Source organism: Pseudomonas sp. BN417 (assembly GCF_029871205.1).
Classification (GTDB): Bacteria; Pseudomonadota; Gammaproteobacteria; order Pseudomonadales; family Pseudomonadaceae; genus Metapseudomonas.
Window position 1 is genome coordinate 24326 of record NZ_SSOJ01000095.1, and the last position, 16801, is coordinate 41126.

Below are 16801 nucleotides of genomic sequence, written 5' to 3' on the forward strand. Positions count from 1 at the left end.
TTGTCATCCCGACATTCGCTAAGCTGGAGCCCTGTCGCTCCTAGAATGTGCTTGGTGCCAAATGCCGCACGAGCAGGGGGGAGAGCCCTCAAGATGCCTTTTATCCACAAGGATTGACCCAAATCGGCTCAGGGAGCCTATTGAATTTTATGAACAGGTTGGTCAGATGAAATCGATGGCTTCTCGCAGCATGAAGGATCGCGGCAGCGACACTCTCGAGGTAAAGAAGCGCTTGCTGCAGGTAGCACGGCACCTACTGAGTACCGAGGGACGCGAGGGAGCAAGCTCACGCGCAATCTGCGCCCTTGCAGGGGTCGGCGCACCAACGATCTATCATTACTTCGGCGATCTGACAGGACTGCACCGGGCTGCCATTGATGAAACCTATGAACAAGTGGCTGAAGCCTATCAACAGGGAGCGAAAGAGCGCGGCCCCCAACAAGGATTGAGAAACGGCTGGGGCGCTTTTAATCACTTTGCTCATCAAGAGCCACTTATGTGCAGGATAGTTATCCAACAAATCCTAGCTGGCGAGCCACCTGCCACCGTTGCGGAAACGCTACGCACGGTAGAGAGCGACCTATCGCGACTATATGACGAAGGCGTCCTGAACTGCCCCGCTCATGAAGCAGTCCAGTTGCTTTGGATAGGCACGTTGGGCACCGCTTGTTTTACATCGAGCAAAAGAAATGACGAGCAGGAAAGGTATCCAGCATTACAAGAAAGGATGGTGGGTATAGTACTTAACGCTTTGTTTTCAAATGAAGACTAATCGATTTTTATTTTTATGAACTAGGGATGTCCTGAATTACCCCAACCTTTCCAGCCTGATAGCTCAGTTGCCTCAAAAACAGTTTACGCAGCAGGCGGCAGCACTAACTGCCTCGAGTTCCGTCCCATACGTTGGCTCGGCTTGGGGCACTTTCCATTACTGACGAACCACTCCTGCTGGTGGCCAGCAAATGTCGGCGAGCGATCAATAAGCGCGACAGGGCTAGGTTCTGTACGAAAAGTAATGCCGTAGGCATCGCAGCGTGCAAGCCAGTGTGACCATCGCGCCCGAACTGCTGGCCAACTTGTCGTAGCGGGTGCCGATTCTCCGGCTCTCTTTCAGCCAGCCAACATTCGCTCGATGATGTTCCGCTGTCGGTGCTTCGGACGGTCAAACTGCCGCCCCACCTGGCTTGGGCTCGCGCTTGATGGTGCGCTGCGGCATCACCGGCTGCATGCGGTAGCGATCACAGTAGAGACGTAGGTGTTCGGCATCGTAGCTCTTGTCGGCCAATAACCAGCGGCAGCGTTTACGAGGCCGCCCCGGTTTTCCGGGGATGCATACCTGCTCCAACAGAGGCTGAGCATGTGAAATGTCGCTGGCTTGCCCCCGGTGACAGCATGAAACGCCGAGGAACACCATTGGCATCGCAGATCAGGTGAATCTTGGTGGTCAGGCCGCCTCGGCTGCGTCCCAAGGCATGGTCTAGCGGTTCTTCCGGCCCCCCTTTTTCCCGGCGCCGGAGGAGGTTCGGGTTGCACGCACCACGGTGGAGTCGATCATCCAGGTGTCCAGGTCAATCAGGCCTTCCTGATTCAGCCGGACGTGCAATCGCTCAAGTACCTGATCGAACGTGCCGTCGTCTCGCCAGTCGCGAAAACGCTGATACACCGTCGCCCCAGGGCCGAAACGTTCCGGCAGATCCCGCCAGGCTGCCCCAGAGCACAGGATCCAGAAGATGCCATTGAGCACCAGTCGATTATCACTGCGCGGTCGCCCCATCTTCTGCTCCGGGAAACCAGATCCTGGATCAACTCCCCATGCCGCATCGGGGAGTTCGTAGCGCCTTGCCATGCGGGCCTCCAGCCAATCATGGCGGCGATTCTACCTGCACCGACTTTTCGTACAGAACCTAACAGCATCACCAACTGCGTCATACTCTTAGGCAGGCCACAGAAGCACACCTCGCCATACAGCAATTTATCGATCTGAGTAACCTCCGCGGCATTGGCCACCGTGACCACCTCACTGTGCGCCAATCCCGATTCATCGCCGGCGCCAATTTTCACTTTCGCGCCGAAGCATTACTGGTTGCCCTTCATCGCCTGGTTCATTACCGCCTCGATTTAGCCGGTGGCGGATCGTTCACCGGGCGATGCTTGCAACTGACTCAGACCGCAATCAACTTGCCCCACAGACCGGCAGGCCCAAACAGCTAAGCCACTCCCTGCCCAATGCGACGCAATGGCCCTAACGGCTGCCTGCTTCGTCGCACATCCAGCCCTGCAAACGATCGGAGACTCACATCACCTAGAGCTTCGACCTGCCCCATATCAACACATTCGTTGACCGGAAAGGAACCTCGATGCTAGTGTGCTAGACGAGGATTACGCACGTCTCCGTCGTCGCAAGGTTTTTCAACGGAATAGTGAGTGAGCCTGCCCGATCCGGCTTTCCGGCGGCACCGCTGGAAAATCGCTATAGGCACCATTCTTGGAACCAATACGTCAATTGGCCATGGTCGAATTCGAATGCAGACAATCGAATGATAGTAAGGATTGCATCACTTTGAATCACGAACAGGTTTCAATAGAAACACGCGATGGCAGGTGCCAGGCGCACATCTTCACGCCAGAGGGTCAGGGACCCTGGCCCTCCGTGATCTTCTGCATGGATGGCTTTGGCATCCGTCCCACATTGTTCCAAATGGCCGAACGGCTCGCACAACGCGGCTATGTCGTGTTACTGCCTGACCTGTTTTATCGAGCCGGCCCCTATGGGCCATTGGCACCTGCAGAGATATTCAGAAGCAGCGATGTCATGGGCGCAATTGGTCATCTCCTCGCCTCAACCGACAATCACAAGGCGGCACGGGATGCACAGGCATTCATAGACTACTTGGATACCCGCACCGATGTTTCTAGTCCCAATATTGGGACAATCGGATATTGCATGGGCGGTGGCATTGCTCTCTCCATTGCGGGCACCTATCCGGATCGAATTTTGGCTGTAGCGAGCTTCCATGGAGGCAATCTTGCTACGGATGCTGACACCAGCCCCCACTTACTGGCGCCATTGATCAAGGCGCGAGCCTATGTCGCCGGCGCCGATAGAGACGACTACTACTCACCACAAATGGCCAAGCGTCTAGAGAAAGCCCTGTTAGAGGCCGGCGTCGATCACCGATGTGAAATCTATGCTGAGGCCCTACACGGCTTCGCCGTAGCTGACTTTCAAGAGTTCAACGAAGAAGCTGCCGAGCGCCATTGGCGTGAGCTGTTTGACCTGCTTGACACGACACTCATTCGTTAATGGACTCAAAGCAATAATCTCTTATTTGTAGACGAGGGGCGACTTCCCTTAACTGCCATCTGCATTATCGAAACCAGAAGTAACCAGCTCCAAATAATTATTGAGAGGAGTCAAGAAATAAAAGACCACACCTCCCAAGAGAAGTATTTGACCAATAATTTTACAACATTACGGCCACGAACAACCAACCCCGAAATATTATTACCCAACCTACACAATTGTAGCTTTAGCTAAATCTTTAGTTCCGCCTACCCCATTGCAACGGGCGCTAACATGCTGATCTCTAAAAGTCGCCGAGCTACTATTGAATGCTTGATGCATCTAATTGATGCGCTGGAAGGACGCTCCCAATCCAACGCACCAGAAGAGGATGTAGCTGCACCCCCCCTAGTTAAGCGCGCTTACCGCGCATGGCGCGAACATTTTCAAGCTCAAGATCATCAGCAGAAACAACAGATTGCCCTCACCAACCAGATAGCTTCGTTAACTCAGCAGCAGGCCGCTACCACGACCGAACGATTGCATGTCGAACAACGCCTTGAACTGGTCAGCCTAGCCAGCAGCGAAGGGTTTTGGGATCTGCTGGTAAAAAATGGAGACCCTGTGAATGCAAATAACACCCTTTGGTGCTCAACACAGTTTCGCTCATTACTTGGGCTAGATGACGAAAAAGATCTCTCTATACAACTCGGCACTTGGATTCAGCGTATACATCCTGACGACTGGGAATCGACTACGGATGCATTGACCCGATATCTGAAAGATAGACGATACGACGTCACACTTCGTATTGAATACCGACTGCGTAACGGTAGAGGTGACTATGTCAAAGTTGAGGTAAATGCCAGGACTTGGTGTGACGCTAAAGGTGTACTGATACGCATGGCCGGTACTATACGTGACGTACACGTACAGCACGAACGTGATTGCGAACTGGGGCGGACGCTTGAGCGATTCGAGATTGCCAGGGAGATAATCAGCGACGGCCTCTGGGATATGGAGGTGATAGGTGGCAACCCACTAAATTCTCACAATCCCCTGTGGTGGTCGCAGCAATTCCTTCAGATGCTCGGCTTCGAAGAGCCAAAAGAATTTCCCAATGTTCTCGAAAGCTGGGCTTCTCGCATCCATCCAGACGACAGACAAAGTGTTTCTGAGTTGTTTGGCGCACACATAAACGACAGCAGCGGTTGCACCCCGTTTGAGGCGACTTACCGGATAAAGTTAAAAAACGGCGAGTATCGCTGGTTCAGCACCCGCTGCAAGACACGACGAAATACTGAAGGAAAGCCGCTCCGGATAGCGGGGGCGTTGGTAGACATGCACTCTCAGCGCCAAGAGGAACAACTACGTGAGGAGCGGGAAATGCAAAGACAGCTCATAGAACGAAACCTAAGTAAACTTACCGAGATTGTTGGTGCCATCCAAGCCATCGCTAGCCGAACAAATTTACTCGCTCTCAACGCGGCAATTGAGGCCGCACGCGCTGGTGAGGCTGGACGGGGTTTTGCAGTAGTTGCCGATGAAGTCCGCAAACTTGCCACACAAACAAGTGAGGCCACTCACCAGGCGGCCGAAATGCTTGCCACGCAGAATAATGATCAAAACTCTTCTTACCGATAATACATGCCGGAACGTACCAATAAAACCCTCACCACAAGCCACCCAGGCATCACAGCGGCACTAGTGACTTGGTTAGCTCCTAAATTACTCGCCCCATAGAATAAATTACCTGGATAAGTTTTATCTCACGCAGCCAGGCAACGGAAGTGCGCACATCAGCCCCAACACCAAAATCTTCCAGAATCTGGTTATGTAATCTAAAAATATTCTCGCCACATCTGCTGCAACCTTCAACCTAAGCACGCCACATGCCTAGGGATAGCACCGACCCACCCAACTGACACCTTCAGACGGGGTATTTTTTAATGCACATCGCACAGGTTTTTTTGCTTGTTACATGCTAGATGCCTGCATCCATATACTCGAGGCAGCTAGCTCATCGATGAACGACATATCGGCCACACAAAACAACAAGAGAACCAGCCATGAGAGACGTTGCTCTCAAGAAAGCCCAAGGTAATCCCAAGCATTACCGCAGCGCCGGACCTTCCAGGTTGGAGGGCACGACTATTGAATGGCACGACTTCTTTCTCTACAGCACCGCCGCCGCCCTAGCCTTCAACAAGCTATTCCTTCCTTTGCAAGTCACCTTGACTGCCTTCACCGTCTACGCAGAGGGGGTCGCCGGTCATCTGACGAGCACGATTGCCTCCATTCATGAAGAACGGTTGCTAGCTTGGGGTTGGCGGCTGCCATTTCTGACCAAGATCACTCTACGCATTTTCGGCCGGCTGCACCGAGCAAGCGTCGCTAAGTCTCCGGACCTTAGAAAACTCAAACGACATAGTCTTCGTTCGCAAGTGCCGCCGATTGCCGTAGTTCATAGCTATACGCAAAACGACGACTTACCAGCCTGCTCGAATTCACCACTCCCCTTTACCTCATCCCCTCACTACTTAGTACACGACAGTCAAACCTGGCTGTACGAGCGATCGCTCAACCTCTTTATAAACCACCCACAGGAACATACACATGGGCGCTTCAATTCCTAAAGTAAAACTCTTAATCAACGGTGAATTCGTCGAATCCAAGACCAGTCAATGGCGCGACGTGGTCAACCCGGCTACCCAGGAAGTCCTGGCCCGCGTCCCCTTCGCCACCCAAGACGAGATGGACGCTGCCGTCGCCGCCGCCCAGGCAGCCTTTAAGACCTGGCGCAAGACCCCGATCGGCGCCCGTGCCCGCATCTTCCTCAAGTACCAGCAACTGATCCGCGAGAACATCAAGGAACTGGCCGCGCTGCTCACCGCCGAGCAGGGCAAGACCCTGCCGGACGCCGAAGGCGACGTGTTCCGTGGCCTGGAAGTAGTGGAGCATGCCGCCAACATCGGCACCCTGCAGATGGGCGAGCTGGCCAACAACGTGGCCAATGGCGTGGACACCTACACCCTGCTGCAACCGATCGGCGTCTGCGCCGGCATCACCCCGTTCAACTTCCCGGCGATGATTCCGCTGTGGATGTTCCCCATGGCCATCGCCTGCGGCAACACCTTCGTCCTCAAGCCCTCCGAGCAGGACCCGCTGGTGACCATGCGTCTGGTTGAGCTGGCCCTGGAAGCCGGTATCCCGAAAGGCGTGCTGAACGTGATCCACGGTGGCGTCGACGCAGTGAACCTGCTCTGCGACCACCCGGACATCAAGGCCGTGTCCTTCGTCGGCTCCACCAAGGTGGGCACCCACGTCTACAACCGCGCCACCCTGAACGGCAAGCGTGCGCAGTGCATGATGGGCGCCAAGAACCACGCCATCGTCCTGCCCGACGCCCACAAGCAGCAGACCCTCAACAACCTGCTGGGCGCCTCCTTCGGTGCCGCCGGCCAGCGCTGCATGGCCCTGCCGGTGGTGATCCTGGTGGGCGAGGCCCAGGCCTGGCTGCCGGAGCTGGTGGAAAAGGCCAAGACCCTGAAGGTCAACGCCGGCGTCGAGCCGGGCACCGATATCGGCCCGGTGGTCTCCTGCGCCGCACTGGATCGCATCAGCGGCCTGATCGCCACCGGCATCGAGGAAGGCGCCAGGCTGGAACTGGACGGCCGCAACCCGAGCGTGCCCGGCTACCAGGACGGCAACTTCGTCGGCCCGACTGTCTTCTCCGGCGTGACCACCGAAATGACCATCTACCGCGAAGAGATCTTTGGTCCGGTGCTCTGCGTGGTGAACGCAGCCACCCTGGACGAGGCCATCGCCTTCATCAACGCCAACCCGAACGGCAACGGCACCGCCCTCTTCACCCGCTCCGGCGCCGCCGCGCGGCACTTCCAGGAAGAGATCGATGTCGGCCAAGTCGGCATCAACGTGCCGATCCCGGTGCCGGTGCCGCTGTTCTCTTTCAGCGGTTCGCGCGCCTCCAAGCTGGGCGACCTCGGCCCGTACGGCAAGCAAGTGGTGCTGTTCTACACCCAGACCAAGACCATCACCCAGCGCTGGTTCGACGAGAACGATGTCGGCGGGGCAGTGAACACCACCATCACCCTCAAGTGAGGCATCAGGGGCGGGCTATGCACCGCCCCTGATTCAGGAGACCTCTAGATGGCATACGAATCTCTACTTGTTGAAGTCCACGGCCGCGTTGGCGTGATCACCCTCAACCGTCCCAAGGCGCTCAATGCGTTAAACGTCCAGTTGATCGACGAAATCAACCGGGCACTCGACGGTCTGGATCGAGATCCCAACATCGGTTGCATGGTGATTACCGGTTCTTCCAAGGCCTTCGCTGCCGGAGCGGACATCAAGGAAATGGTCGCCATGGCCTATCCGCAAGTCCTCCTTGATGACTTCTTCTCTGCAGCAGATCGCATTGCAGCCCGGCGCAAACCCCTGATCGCAGCAGTCGCCGGTTATGCACTGGGTGGCGGCTGCGAGTTGGCGCTGATGTGCGACCTCATTTATGCCGCTGACAATGCTCGTTTTGCCCTGCCAGAAATCACTCTTGGTGTGTTGCCCGGGATCGGCGGAACCCAACGCTTGGCTCGTGCCATTGGCAAAGCCAAAGCCATGGACATGTGCCTGAGCGGTCGGCAAATGGATGCCCTGGAGGCAGAGCGCACCGGCTTGGTTGCACGTGTACTACCGGTCGACCTCCTCCTCGAGGAAACGCTTAAAAGCGCTGCAGCCATTGCAGAAAAATCTCTGCCGGCGGCCATGTTGATCAAGGAGTCGGTTAATCGCGCCTTCGAAGGTAGCTTGGCGGAAGGTATCCGGTTCGAGCGCCGAGTATTCCACTCCACTTTTGCCAACGCCGATCAGAAGGAAGGCATGAGTGCCTTCGTCGAAAAGCGCGCTCCCAGTTTTATTCACCGCTGACTTTTCCGGCCCTACCTCAAGAGGACGCCAACATGCACATCGGATTCCTTGGCCTCGGCAACATGGGCGGCCCCATGGCCCGCAACCTGCTCAAGGCCGGCCACACCCTCACCGTGTTCGATCCCTCGCCCCTGGCCACCGCCGCCCTGGTGGAACTGGGCGCCCGCGTGGCCAGCAGCCCGGCGGAAGTCGCCCGCGGCGGTGCCGCGGCGATCATCACCATGCTGCCCACCGCGGCCCACGTGAAGCAGGTCTACCTGGGCCAGGATGGCCTTCTGGCCAATATTGGCCAAGGCGTACTACTGATCGACAGCTCCACCATCGACCCGCTGAGCGCCCGCGAAGTCGCCCAGGCCGCCGCCGCCCAGGGCAATCCCATGCTCGACGCACCGGTCTCCGGTGGCACCGGCGGCGCAGCGGCAGGCACCCTGACCTTCATGGTCGGCGGAACCGCCAGCGCCTTCGACCAGGCGCAACCGCTACTCGCCGCCATGGGCAAGAACATCGTCCACTGTGGCGACACCGGCAACGGCCAGGTGGCCAAGATCGCCAACAACATGCTGCTGGGCATTTCCATGGTCGGCGTCGCCGAAGCTATGGCCCTGGGCGTCTCCCTCGGGATGGACGCCAAAGTGCTGGCCGGCATCATCAACACCTCCAGCGGCCGCTGCTGGAGCTCGGAGATCAACAACCCCTTCCCCGGCGTGCTGGAGAATGCACCGGCCTCCCGCGGCTACAGCGGCGGCTTCGGTACCGACCTGATGCTCAAGGACCTGGGCCTGGCCACCGAGGCCGCCCGCCACGCGAAACAGCCGGTGGTGCTGGGCGCAGCGGCCCAGCAGCTCTACCAGACCTTCAGCCTGCAGGGACATGGCGGCCTGGACTTCTCCGCGATCATCAACCTGCTCCGTCGGGAAGCTTGAGCATGAGCGAGCACGAGGCACCGGTCCTGGCCAGCGTGCGCAACCGCGTCGGCCACCTCACCCTCAACCGCCCGGCCGGGCTGAACGCCCTGACCCTGCCCATGGTGCGCCTGCTCCATCGGCACCTCTGGGCCTGGGAACTGGACCCGGACATAGTCGCCGTGGTGATCCGCGGCGCCGGCGAGAAGGCCTTCTGTGCCGGTGGTGACATCCGCATGCTCTACGAGAGCCATGCGGCCGGCGACAACCAGCACGAGCTGTTCCTTGAAGAGGAATATGCCCTGGACGAATACCTGCACGGTTACGCCAAGCCGGTGCTGGCACTGATGGACGGTTTCGTCCTCGGCGGCGGCATGGGCCTGGCCCAGTCCGCCTCGCTGCGGGTCATCACCGAACGCACGCGGATGGGCATGCCGGAAGTCGGCATCGGCTTCTTCCCGGATGTCGGCGGCAGCTACTTCCTGCCGCGCCTGCCCGGTGAACTGGGCGTCTACCTGGGCGTCACCGGCCACCATGTGCGCGCCGCCGACGCGCTCTATGCCGGGCTGGCCGACTACTGCCTGCCCAGTGAACGCCTTGCCGAGCTGGACTGGGCGCTGGACAGCCTGAACTGGAGCTACGCCCCTCGGGAGAACCTCCACCAGTTGCTGGCTGGCCTTGCCACCGAGCGTATTCCGGGTTCGGAGCTGAAGGCTTATCGCCAAGTTATCGACGAAATCTTTTCACTGCCCAATCTCCAGGAGATCCGCACTGCATTGCAGTCCGACAGCCGGCCCGACGTACAAGATTGGGCAGAGGAAACGATTCGCCTCCTCAACAAAAATTCCCCACTCGCCATGGCGGTAACCCTCGAGCTTCTGCGCTGCGGCCGACGTCTTAATCTGGCTGACTGTTTCGATCTTGAGCTGCATCTGGACCGCCAGTGGTTCGACAAGGGCGACCTGATGGAGGGCATCCGTGCCCTGATCATCGACAAGGACAAGAACCCACGCTGGAACCCGCCGAACCTTGAGGAGTTACAGGACGAACAGGTGAAAGCCTTTTTTGCAGGCTTCCATACCCGTCGCACCTCTGCAATAGCTGCTGAACGGCCAGTAACTCAATAGCGCCAGGCACGCCCGATCCGCTGGAGACCTTTAATGCACGATATCGAACTCACCGAAGAACAACGCATGATCCGCGACATGGCGCGCGACTTCGCCCGCGCCGAAGTCGCCCCGCGCGCCCAGGCCTGGGAAAAGGCCGGCTGGATCGACGACGATCTGGTACGGCAGATGGGCGAGCTGGGCCTGCTCGGCATGGTGGTGCCCGAGGAATGGGGCGGCACCTACATCGACTATGTGGCCTATGCCCTGGCGGTGGAGGAAATCTCCGCCGGCGACGGCGCCCTCGGCGCGCTGATGAGCATCCACAACTCGGTGGGCTGCGGGCCCCTCCTCAAGTACGGCAGCGAAGCACAGAAAGGCCGCTGGCTGGCGGAGCTGGCCAGTGGCGCCGCCATCGGCTGCTTCTGCCTTACCGAACCCCAGGCTGGCTCGGAAGCGCACAACCTGCGCACCCGTGCCGAGCTCAAGGACGGCCAGTGGGTGCTGAACGGCGCCAAGCAGTTCGTCAGCAACGGCAAGCGGGCGAAGCTGGCCATCGTCTTCGCGGTGACCGATCCGGAACTGGGCAAGAAAGGCCTGTCCGCCTTCCTGGTGCCCACCGACACCCCCGGCTTCGTGGTCGACCGCAGCGAGCACAAGATGGGGATCAAGGCCTCGGACACCTGCGCGGTGACCCTGAGCGACTGCCGCATCCCGGAAGAGAACCTGCTGGGCCAGCGCGGCAAGGGCCTGGCCATCGCCCTGTCGAACCTGGAAGGCGGGCGCATCGGCATCGCCGCCCAGGCCCTGGGCATCGCCCGTGCAGCCTTCGAGGCGGCCCTGGGCTACGCGCGGGAACGGGTGCAGTTCGGCAAGCCGATCATCGAGCACCAGAGCATCGGCAACCTGCTGGCGGACATGCAGGTCCGTCTCAATGCCGCGCGCCTGATGATCCTCCACGCCGCGCGCCTGAAGGGCGCCGGCCTGCCCTGCCTGTCCGAAGCCTCCCAGGCCAAGCTGTTCGCTTCAGAAATCGCCGAGCAGGTGTGCTCCAGCGCCATCCAGGTCCATGGCGGCTACGGCTACCTGGAGGACTACCCGGTGGAGAAGTACTACCGCGATGCGCGGATCACGCAGATCTACGAAGGCTCCAGCGAAGTACAGCGGCTTTTGATCACTCGGGAAATGACCAATTACACGCTATGAAACCATTTGTGGGCGCCTCAGCGGCGCCCACAAGCGCCCCAACTACACACCTACGATCATGACAAACATCCAAGACTCGCTAGAAGCGGTATCGCTAGCGGTCAATAACACAGTCAGCTGCAGCCACATCGATGAAGGTCTGATGTCCATGCCCATCGCCTTGCAAAACAAGCTGCCGTCATCCACTCGCAGCCAACCTATAAGTACTACTGGCTCCCCAAAACGCTATCACCAAACACGCGAGAAAGCTCTGGAGTTGTTCGCTCAGCGTGGCTACAGCCGAGTCAGTATGCGCGACTTGGCAGAGTTCATGGGCATTCCTGTCGGCTCCCTCTACAACCACATCGAGAGCAAAGAAGCCTTGCTGTTCGAGCTAATCGAGGAACTATATGAGCAGTTGCTAAATGGCGCGCTGAAACTGTCCCACCGGGACGTCTCCCCCACAGCACGACTGCTTCTCCTCACTGAAGCCCATCTCCAGCTACACAACGGTATGGGCGCACACTTCCGTTTGGCAGAATACGACCTGCACTGCCTCGATAACGATCACCAGGAGCGAATCCTAAAGTTGCGCCAACGCTATGAGGCAGTGCTAATAGAAACCGTGGAGCAACTAACCGGAGAGCCAGCATGCGAGGTCCGCCGTGCCGGCCTAGCTAGCATCGTTTCACAGCTTAATCAGTTACCGGCTTGGCTCGGAGAGGCACCAACTGGCAACACGGCAAAGTTTGAGTTGCTACGCGAAATGATTATCGGATCCATACGAGGCGTGATCCGGGCCACCCAGAGTTTAGCTAACTCGGTAGCTCAGTCCGGCGGCAGATAGCTCATCGACGTTGACTCGCCCAACAGTAGCGGCTGGTTAAGCTCGACGCAGGCCCGCAGATATTCGGCTACCCGAGTAATACGACGGAGTTTACGTAGATCCTCGCTGTAATAGATCCAGAACTGCCGCACTACCTCTATCTCACCCGGAAGAACTTCGCACAGACGCGGGTTATGTCCTGCGAGAAAGCAGGGCAAAATTGCAAGCGCCCTCCCCTCCAGCGCTGCATGGTAATGAGCAATTACGCTGGTGCTACGCAGCTGGCGAACCGCTCCGGGTACAAGATCATTCAAGTAGAGAAGCTTTGGGCTGAAGGCTAAGTCTTCAACGTAGGAGATGAACGTGTGCCCGGCCAGGCTTTCGAGGCTGCGAATCGGCGCATTATTGGCCAAGTACTCAGGAGTGGCATACAAGCGTAGACGGTAGTCGCAGAGCTTAGAGCAGACATAAGGCCCACGTTGCGGACGCTCCAGCGTGATAGCGATATCAGCCTCACGCCTCGACAAGCTGACGAAGTGTGGCACCGGGAGGATATCCAGCGAGATGTGTGGATAGCGGTCCTGGAATCGACTCATATGCGGAGTAATGAAACTGGAGCCGAATCCCTCAGTGCAACCGATGCGCACATGCCCAGACAGTTCCAAACCAGTGCCTGAAACTTGCTCGCAGGCTGCCTGTAGGGTGCTTTCCAGAGTCTCGGCGTAGCGCAGCATGCGCTGCCCTTCAAGCGTGGGCACGAAACCCGCCGCCCTCGATTTCTCGAATAGCAATGCACCCAGGTTCTGTTCCAGAACACGGATTCGACGCGAGACCGTAGTGTAGTCAACGCCCAGCCTTCGAGACGCAGCGCTGGCGGTACCGGTGCGCGCCACTTCTAAGAAGAAGCGAAGGTCGTCCCAATTTAAACGCTCGAGGCTGGCGCAATTTGGCATATTTTTCCTCCAGTTCGCACGATCAGGGCTTAGCGAGCACGGCGCTCATCACGCGCACTACAATTATCAACGTAAATGTTGATTTCCAAAGCATCATTACCCGATATCGATCCAAAAATCAAGGCAGATCGAACGGCGGCTGCCACAGCGGACCTACGCGCGCTTTCAAACAGATTGAGATGTTCTGAGGACGTTGAACAGCGTCACTAGCTGCGCTGTATTCTTGGCAAGGCCAGGGACGGACCAAACCCTCAAACATAACCGAACTGGGGCTTGATCATCCGAAGGACGCTTCACGTCCCGTGTAAGGATCACGGGGCCACTGTCAGACCACCATCAAGGGGGATAATCGTCCCAGTGAGATAGGCACTTGCACGGGAGATCAAATAGATAACGGTGCCGCCAACATCTGCCGCACTGCCAAAGCGATGAGCAGGGATACCATCCAGCACCGCTCGCTCAACCTCTGCATCAGCGATGACTCCTGCGGTGAGATCACTTGGAAAGTAACCCGGAGCAATGGCGTTGACATTGATATTGCGCGAACGTAAATCTGATGCCAGCGTGCGGCTAAGCTGATGCATGGCAGCCTTGCTGCAACCATAGGCATAGGCGCCGCCGTAACTTTTCCCGAGAATGCCACCCACTGAACCGATATTGATTATGCGTGCCGGATCATCAGATGTGCCGGCCTTTTCCAGCAGGGGACACAGCGCCTGGATCAGCAGAAACGGCGACTGCAGGTTGAGGCTCATCACCGCAGACCAGTCTTTCTCAGTGACAGAGCCAAGTGGCGGCGCATGAAATACACCGGCGTTGTTAACCAGTGCGTGCAGTTGCGAACAGCAATCCTGCACCGTGCGAAATAGATCAGCCAACTGATCATCTCGCACAAGGTCACACTCAATGAACTCAAAACCTCCGTACTCCGCCAGTTCATGGTTCAAACTGTCTGCCGCAGCATGGTCCCGCCCAGCGACCAGCACCCGGCAGCCTGCCGCCACCAGACAGCGGGTAATCATTGCACCAATACCCTTGGCCCCACCTGTAACCAATACTGTTTTGCCGGCAACGGAAAACAGTCCAGAGATGTCATTGCAAGACATATACCTGAGCTTCTTGTCAGTCGAATAATATGAGCGGTGAAAAATGGCTGCCAAGCAGCAGCCATTTGTGTCGGATCAACACAGCAAAAACAAGGCAACTTGATCCTCAGTGCCACCTGTTTTTATTAGAACTGATCAAGCCAGGTGGAGGAGACCAGAACCTAGCCTTTCGTTCTCAGGATGTTCTGACGTTGGGTACCACTTCTTGCGCCAAGCGCTGCAGCGACTCGAAATAGGGTTCCGGGTTGTCGATATTGTCATGCGAGTTAACGATGACCTGACCGAAGCCGCCGGTGCGCTCGATCATTGCCTCGATCTTGCGCGTCACGGTTTCCGGCGAGCCGCAGAGCCAGACATGGTCGGCAAGGAAGTCCATGTCGATCTGGCTGGGGTCAATATCTACACCAGCATCGGCGATGATGCCCGGGAACAGATTGAACTTCTTGTAGATCGGGAACAGGTAGTGCTCCCAGGTCTTGGCCATGCCGCTGGCTTTGGCGCGCTTGCGGGCCTCGGCATCGGAGTCGGCAATGAAGATTTCCCGGGTCACACGGAAGCGCGAGGCTTCCGGGGTAAAGCCCTTGGACTGCATAGCTGTGGCCCAGGTGTCGTAATGCGAGCGCATGACCTCATGACCACCGAAGAAGGAGATCGGGCTGTAATTGCGCTCACCCGCCCACTTCAGCGACGAGGAGTTTTTGGTCAGACCGGTAACGGCGATTTCCAATGCTTCGCGGCCACCCCAAGGGCTGTTGTCGGCGATTTCCACATCGTATTCGGGCATGGTATCCGGCCCCGGAAATCCGGCCTGGAAGAACTTGCCCTTGTCCATGAAAGGCTTGCGTGCCCAGACCTTCTCCATCAGCTCCAGCGCCTCGAACATTTGTTCCTGCAGCGGGCCAATGCCTTCGAAACCGTGCAGGATGGCATCGGTGTGATGTCCACCGGGCGCCACGCCAAGGAAATAGCGGCCTTCGAGAATCTGTGACAGCCATCCAACCTGAATCGCCAGACTGGCCGGGTTGTGATAGGGCAGCAGGTGGGCCATCGGCGCAAAACGGATATTCTTGGTGATCGGCGCTGCGGCGCCGATGATGATCTCCGGACAGGGAATGTTTTCCCAAGCCAGGGTCGAATGCTCACCGATCATGAAATCGGTAAACCCCGCCTGATCACAGACCTGTGCCAGTTTGAGAGACCAATCGAACATCTCCCGTGCCGTGCGGTGCGGAAGGTTATAGGGAGTATGGAAAAAACCGCATTGCATAGTCGTTACCTCTTGTTTTTGTTTACCTTGTCAGGCTGGCGTGCCAGGCATACCGGCCATGCAATCACTTAAACCAGCGTCCCTTCGGCATCCTTGGTCGCGAACCGAGGGGCCACCAGGCTGGCAAACTTCTCCAACTCTTCATTGTTCTGCTCCGGGTCCAGGTGGCCCTGGCCAAACATCAGGAACAGTTCGTTGAAGCCCAGGCGGTCATGCGCGCGGCCGATCTGCTCGGCGATGTCGTCAGCCGAGCCGATCAGCACGTTCGGCATTTTCTGGCCGAACGGGATGAACCACTTGTCCCAGAACCACTTGTGCTCAGCCATCAACTGCTTGGCCTTGTCCTTGTCATCGGTCAGCATCAGGAAACCACCCCAGGCGGCAACATCCTCGCGGGCAACTTCGCGCTCATGCTGGCGGGCGGTATCGGCATAGCGGTTCCACAGGGCATCGCAGAAGTCCAGGTCGGCAGCCAGCACGATCGGCTTGCCGCCTTCCCGTGCCCACATGTCGACGGTGCGCATGCTGCCGGCAAAGCCGCCGTAAATCTTCGGGTGGGGATTCTGGTAGCACTTCGGCGCAATCCCGATCTGGCGCACGATGCCATCGGCATCCATGCCCTTGCCCATGCTGGCATAGGCCGGGTGACCGGCAGAGCCGCCATTTGGCGGGAACTCCCAGTGCTTGCCCTTGTGGCTGAACACGTCGTTGGCCCAGGCCTTCTTGATGACCTGCAGCGACTCCTCGAAGACTTCGCGGTTCAGCGCATCCTGCTCATCGCGGGCCTTGGCGTTGTCCGGCGTAGTGGCGCTGACCCCCGGACGCGCGGCATAGGAGTCGACCCAGCGCGCATGGTAACCACGGGTGAAACCGACCATCAGCCGCCCTTGGAGCATATGGTCAAGGGTGGCGATTTCTTCGGCGATGCGCACCGGGTTATGGGTCGGCAGGGTGTACCCCATGATGCCGGCCTTCATCCGCTTGGAATGCAGGCCCACATAGAGGCTGAACATGCCGGGATGGTTGTTGATCTCAAAACCCTCGATCTGCAGGTGATGCTCAGGTTGGCAGTAGCCTGCGTAGCCAAGCTCATCCGCCAGACGCACGTAATCGCGCACCTCGGATAGAAAGCGCTGATACAGCTCAGGGCGCTGACCGGCCATGCCCGCTTCCAGCTCATAACGACGACCGATCACACCTGTTTGCATCAAATGAAACTTCATTGGGCC

Annotated in this window: 13 protein-coding genes and 3 pseudogenes; 10 read left to right on the plus strand and 6 right to left on the minus strand. The window is 57.9% G+C overall.

What is annotated here, in order from left to right; all coding sequences use genetic code 11:
- The first annotated feature begins 166 nt into the window (after nt 1–166).
- A complete protein-coding gene (locus E8F11_RS11910) occupies nt 167–772 on the plus strand; it encodes a TetR/AcrR family transcriptional regulator (protein WP_069084940.1) in 606 nt (201 codons plus the stop codon).
- A 222-nt stretch (nt 773–994) separates the two neighbouring features.
- On the opposite strand, the pseudogene E8F11_RS11915 reads toward E8F11_RS11910, so the two are convergent.
- Nucleotides 995–1846 (minus strand): annotated as a pseudogene (locus tag E8F11_RS11915) (IS5 family transposase).
- 110 nt (nt 1847–1956) lie between these two features.
- A pseudogene (locus tag E8F11_RS11920) lies at nt 1957–2106 on the minus strand (IS5/IS1182 family transposase); the annotation flags it as partial.
- A gap of 403 nt (nt 2107–2509) precedes the next feature.
- Here E8F11_RS11920 and E8F11_RS11925 point away from each other — a divergent pair.
- From E8F11_RS11925 to E8F11_RS11965, 9 genes and pseudogenes are all read left to right on the plus strand, one after another.
- On the plus strand, nt 2510–3304 hold the full coding sequence (locus tag E8F11_RS11925) for a dienelactone hydrolase family protein (protein WP_280289037.1): 795 nt from the start codon (nt 2510–2512) through the stop codon (nt 3302–3304).
- Nucleotides 3305–3577: 273 nt separating this feature from the next.
- Nucleotides 3578–4903, plus strand: a pseudogene (locus E8F11_RS11930) (PAS domain-containing protein); the annotation flags it as partial.
- A 449-nt stretch (nt 4904–5352) separates the two neighbouring features.
- Entirely contained in the window at nt 5353–5919 is a 567-nt protein-coding gene (locus tag E8F11_RS11935; RefSeq protein ID WP_145928352.1) for an MHS family MFS transporter, read from the plus strand.
- Complete coding sequence (locus E8F11_RS11940; protein WP_069084943.1) at nt 5900–7405, plus strand: CoA-acylating methylmalonate-semialdehyde dehydrogenase; 1506 nt, start codon at nt 5900–5902, stop codon at nt 7403–7405. Before E8F11_RS11935 ends, E8F11_RS11940 begins: the two co-directional genes overlap by 20 nt.
- A gap of 48 nt (nt 7406–7453) precedes the next feature.
- Entirely contained in the window at nt 7454–8227 is a 774-nt protein-coding gene (locus E8F11_RS11945; RefSeq protein ID WP_280289038.1) for an enoyl-CoA hydratase, read from the plus strand.
- 32 nt (nt 8228–8259) lie between these two features.
- Nucleotides 8260–9150 (plus strand): 3-hydroxyisobutyrate dehydrogenase, encoded by an 891-nt coding sequence (gene mmsB / locus E8F11_RS11950; RefSeq protein WP_069084945.1) that lies wholly within the window; start codon nt 8260–8262, stop codon nt 9148–9150.
- A 2-nt stretch (nt 9151–9152) separates the two neighbouring features.
- Nucleotides 9153–10256 (plus strand): enoyl-CoA hydratase/isomerase family protein, encoded by a 1104-nt coding sequence (locus E8F11_RS11955; RefSeq protein ID WP_280289039.1) that lies wholly within the window; start codon nt 9153–9155, stop codon nt 10254–10256.
- A gap of 33 nt (nt 10257–10289) precedes the next feature.
- Entirely contained in the window at nt 10290–11441 is a 1152-nt protein-coding gene (locus E8F11_RS11960; RefSeq protein WP_069084947.1) for an acyl-CoA dehydrogenase family protein, read from the plus strand.
- 142 nt (nt 11442–11583) lie between these two features.
- On the plus strand, nt 11584–12267 hold the full coding sequence (locus E8F11_RS11965) for a TetR/AcrR family transcriptional regulator (protein ID WP_237234736.1): 684 nt from the start codon (nt 11584–11586) through the stop codon (nt 12265–12267).
- On the opposite strand, the gene E8F11_RS11970 is transcribed toward E8F11_RS11965, so the two are convergent.
- The 4 genes from E8F11_RS11970 to E8F11_RS11985 form a co-directional block, all read right to left on the minus strand.
- Entirely contained in the window at nt 12249–13199 is a 951-nt protein-coding gene (locus E8F11_RS11970) for a LysR family transcriptional regulator (RefSeq protein ID WP_069084948.1), read from the minus strand. The two genes, E8F11_RS11965 and E8F11_RS11970, sit on opposite strands and share 19 nt — an antisense overlap.
- Nucleotides 13200–13510: 311 nt before the next feature.
- Nucleotides 13511–14305: an SDR family oxidoreductase gene (locus E8F11_RS11975; RefSeq protein WP_069084949.1), complete on the minus strand. Its 795-nt coding sequence runs from the start codon at nt 14303–14305 to the stop codon at nt 13511–13513.
- A gap of 175 nt (nt 14306–14480) precedes the next feature.
- On the minus strand, nt 14481–15572 hold the full coding sequence (locus E8F11_RS11980) for an LLM class flavin-dependent oxidoreductase (RefSeq protein WP_069084950.1): 1092 nt from the start codon (nt 15570–15572) through the stop codon (nt 14481–14483).
- Between the two features lie 68 nt (nt 15573–15640).
- Nucleotides 15641–16801, minus strand: a 1161-nt coding sequence (locus E8F11_RS11985; protein WP_280287239.1) for an LLM class flavin-dependent oxidoreductase, incomplete at its 5' end; no start/stop codon positions are given.

Bases quoted from the DNA above. Each gene is read 5' to 3' on its own strand.
- E8F11_RS11965 (WP_237234736.1), top strand. From the start codon at position 11,584: ATGTCCATGCCCATCGCCTTGCAAAACAAGCTGCCGTCATCCACTCGC.
- E8F11_RS11925 (WP_280289037.1), top strand. From the start codon at position 2,510: ATGGTCGAATTCGAATGCAGACAATCGAATGATAGTAAGGATTGCATC.
- E8F11_RS11970 (WP_069084948.1), bottom strand. From the start codon at position 13,199: ATGCCAAATTGCGCCAGCCTCGAGCGTTTAAATTGGGACGACCTTCGC.
- E8F11_RS11960 (WP_069084947.1), top strand. From the start codon at position 10,290: ATGCACGATATCGAACTCACCGAAGAACAACGCATGATCCGCGACATG.
- E8F11_RS11975 (WP_069084949.1), bottom strand. From the start codon at position 14,305: ATGTCTTGCAATGACATCTCTGGACTGTTTTCCGTTGCCGGCAAAACA.
- E8F11_RS11940 (WP_069084943.1), top strand. From the start codon at position 5,900: ATGGGCGCTTCAATTCCTAAAGTAAAACTCTTAATCAACGGTGAATTC.
- E8F11_RS11935 (WP_145928352.1), top strand. From the start codon at position 5,353: ATGAGAGACGTTGCTCTCAAGAAAGCCCAAGGTAATCCCAAGCATTAC.
- E8F11_RS11955 (WP_280289039.1), top strand. From the start codon at position 9,153: ATGAGCGAGCACGAGGCACCGGTCCTGGCCAGCGTGCGCAACCGCGTC.
- E8F11_RS11945 (WP_280289038.1), top strand. From the start codon at position 7,454: ATGGCATACGAATCTCTACTTGTTGAAGTCCACGGCCGCGTTGGCGTG.
- E8F11_RS11980 (WP_069084950.1), bottom strand. From the start codon at position 15,572: ATGCAATGCGGTTTTTTCCATACTCCCTATAACCTTCCGCACCGCACG.
- mmsB (WP_069084945.1), top strand. From the start codon at position 8,260: ATGCACATCGGATTCCTTGGCCTCGGCAACATGGGCGGCCCCATGGCC.
- E8F11_RS11910 (WP_069084940.1), top strand. From the start codon at position 167: ATGAAATCGATGGCTTCTCGCAGCATGAAGGATCGCGGCAGCGACACT.